This window comes from Alteromonas sp. ABH4_453, from assembly GCF_056160665.1.
Map to the genome: position 1 here is coordinate 1 of NZ_JBSWXP010000013.1, position 2,696 is coordinate 2,696.

The window sequence follows — 2,696 nt, forward strand, 5'->3', positions numbered from 1 at the left end:
GAAAGAGATGGTGGACGCTACTGGGCTTGAACCAGTGACCCTCGCCTTGTAAGGGCGATGCTCTCCCAACTGAGCTAAGCGTCCGTATTTTGGATTTCACTATTTTACCACGGTGAGGAAGTGGTGGACGCTACTGGGCTTGAACCAGTGACCCTCGCCTTGTAAGGGCGATGCTCTCCCAACTGAGCTAAGCGTCCATATTTTTTGATTTCACTGTTTAACCACGATGAAGAAGTGGTGGACGCTACTGGGCTTGAACCAGTGACCCTCGCCTTGTAAGGGCGATGCTCTCCCAACTGAGCTAAGCGTCCGTATTTTCTAAAACCTTGCCTAAGCAAGTGGGGCGGTATTATAGAGTCGGTTCCGTTAGTGTCAACAATAAAATTAAAGAAAAATGACTGTGTGCCCGAAATTTAGCCACTCTGACCGTATCTTAACTAAATTGATGAAAAGAACAGCGTTTTTAATTGCGTTTTGAATTCATCGATAAACAAAAACTGCAGCGTGGATTTACACGAGCCAGCTGGAGTTTGGGAGGACAGACACTTGTTTCTTACTGAGAGTTGAAATGGAGTTTGGGTGTAATTGAAATGGACAGTCACTCACTTACCACAAACATATATTTAAATTGGCTTCGCACAATGGACACACACTCATTTTTTAACAGAAGACGTGGCAAGTAAGGACTAAATGCAAGCGCAAAGTGGACACCCACTTAGTTTTTCAAGCCATTGCTCGTTCCGATATACTTTGAACGAGGGACTGTTGTGAGACTCGCCTGAGTGTGTGTCCACTTCAACAAGAAAAAAATATCTAAAAAGTGAGTTTCAACAATATGTGTCTGTCCACTTTCTTTTCCCTTCTATTCTTATCTTACTTTTGAAGTCGCGCGGACACTGGTAGAATGCGCCCAACTTTAGAAATACATTAACAATAGAGAGTGACCATGTCGGTTGTTACACGATTTGCACCCAGCCCAACAGGCTATCTTCACGTTGGCGGCGCACGAACTGCGCTTTATTCTTGGCTTCTTGCTAAAAGCAAAGGCGGCGAGTTTGTTCTTCGCATTGAAGATACAGATATCGAGCGTTCAACAGAAGAAGCTAAGCAGGCCATTCTAGACGGAATGCAATGGCTAGGTTTAACGTGGGATACGGGTCCAATTTATCAAACTGAGCGTTTCGATAGATATAAAGAACTTATTCAGCAGCTTTTGAATGAAGGCAAAGCGTATAAATGCTTTATGAGCTCTGAAGAGTTAGACGCGATTCGTGAAGCGCAAAAAGAACGTGGTGAGAAGCCTCGTTACCCAGGTACGTGGAGAGACAGAACGGATCACCCTGAAGGTCAACCTTTTGTTATCCGCTTCAAAAACCCTCTAGAAGGCAAAGTGGTAATTAATGATCACGTACGTGGAAAAATTGAGATTAGCAATACTGAGCTAGATGATCTTATTATTCAGCGCTCTGACGGTACCCCTACTTACAACTTCTGCGTAGTTGTTGATGATTGGGATATGGGTATTACTCACGTAGTTCGTGGTGAAGACCATATTAATAATACGCCACGCCAAATCAATATTCTTGAAGCGCTTGGTGCACCTGTTCCAGAATATGCTCACGTTTCTATGATTTTGGGTGATGACGGCAAGAAGTTATCGAAGCGTCATGGCGCTGTAAGCGTGATGCAATATCGCGATGATGGATTCCTACCGCAAGCTGTGCTTAATTACCTAGTTAGGTTGGGGTGGTCACACGGCGACCAAGAAATTTTCTCAGTTGATGAAATGATTGAGAAATTCAGCCTTGATGCCATTGGGCAATCTGCATCGGCATTTAACACAGAAAAGCTAATCTGGTTGAATCAACACTACATTAAGACATTACCAGCCAGTGAAGTTGCTTCACATGCTAAATGGCATTTTGAAGAGTTGAATGTTGATTTAACGACAGGCCCAGCACTTGAATCTATAATTGCTATTCAGGCTGATAGAGTAAAAACGCTAAAAGAGTTGGCTGAGATTTCTACGTACTTTTATCAAGACTATGAAGATTTCGATGCGAACGCTGCAAAAAAACATCTTCGTCCAGTCGCTCGCGGCCCACTAGAGCTTGCTAAAGATAAATTAATGGCAATTGAAGAGTGGAACCCAGAAAACATTCAGGCTGCTATAAACAGTACAGCCGAAGAATTGGAAGTGGGCATGGGTAAAGTAGGTATGCCGCTGCGTGTAGCTGTGACAGGTGGTGGTAATTCACCGTCGTTAGATATCACGTTGAATCTTATCTCAAAAGAGAAAATCGGCGAGAGAATCGACAAAGCGCTTACTTTTATAGCAAACAGAGAAAATTCATAAAAAAAGCGTTGACATGACAGGGGCGGATGCCTAGAATGCGCCCCGCTGTCACGGAACAGTCACACGAAATGACTGGTACCATGATGGGGCCATAGCTCAGCTGGGAGAGCGCCTGCATGGCATGCAGGAGGTCGGCGGTTCGATCCCGCCTGGCTCCACCAAGTCACATTGAGATGTGGTTTGATATAGGCTGAAGTTGTTAACGCAGCTTCGGACTGAAAATTCGAAAACTTAGTTTCGAAGAAAGAATTCAGTCCCCTTCGTCTAGAGGCCTAGGACACCGCCCTTTCACGGCGGTAACAGGGGTTCGAATCCCCTAGGGGACGCCATTTTATCGCGT

The 2,696-nt window shown here is 44.7% G+C and carries 1 protein-coding gene and 5 tRNA genes; 3 read left to right on the plus strand and 3 right to left on the minus strand.

Annotated features, from left to right (window positions below):
- Nucleotides 1–8: 8 nt before the first annotated feature.
- The 3 genes from ACXAGV_RS18945 to ACXAGV_RS18955 all read right to left on the minus strand — a co-directional run bounded on the left by ACXAGV_RS18945 (nucleotide 9) and on the right by ACXAGV_RS18955 (nucleotide 311).
- Nucleotides 9–84 (minus strand) — tRNA-Val (locus ACXAGV_RS18945).
- A 37-nt stretch (nucleotides 85–121) separates the two neighbouring features.
- Nucleotides 122–197, minus strand: a tRNA-Val gene (locus ACXAGV_RS18950).
- A 38-nt stretch (nucleotides 198–235) separates the two neighbouring features.
- Nucleotides 236–311: transfer RNA gene (locus tag ACXAGV_RS18955), tRNA-Val, on the minus strand.
- Nucleotides 312–946: 635 nt separating this feature from the next.
- Between ACXAGV_RS18955 and gltX the strand changes: the two genes are divergently transcribed.
- The 3 genes from gltX (at nucleotide 947) to ACXAGV_RS18970 (ending at nucleotide 2,685) form a co-directional block, all read left to right on the plus strand.
- Complete coding sequence (gene gltX / locus ACXAGV_RS18960) at nucleotides 947–2,356, plus strand: glutamate--tRNA ligase (RefSeq protein WP_342341390.1); 1,410 nt, start codon at nucleotides 947–949, stop codon at nucleotides 2,354–2,356.
- Nucleotides 2,357–2,441: 85 nt separating this feature from the next.
- Nucleotides 2,442–2,517, plus strand: a tRNA-Ala gene (locus ACXAGV_RS18965).
- 92 nt (nucleotides 2,518–2,609) lie between these two features.
- A tRNA-Glu gene (locus ACXAGV_RS18970) sits at nucleotides 2,610–2,685 on the plus strand.
- The last annotated feature ends 11 nt before the right edge of the window (nucleotides 2,686–2,696 follow it).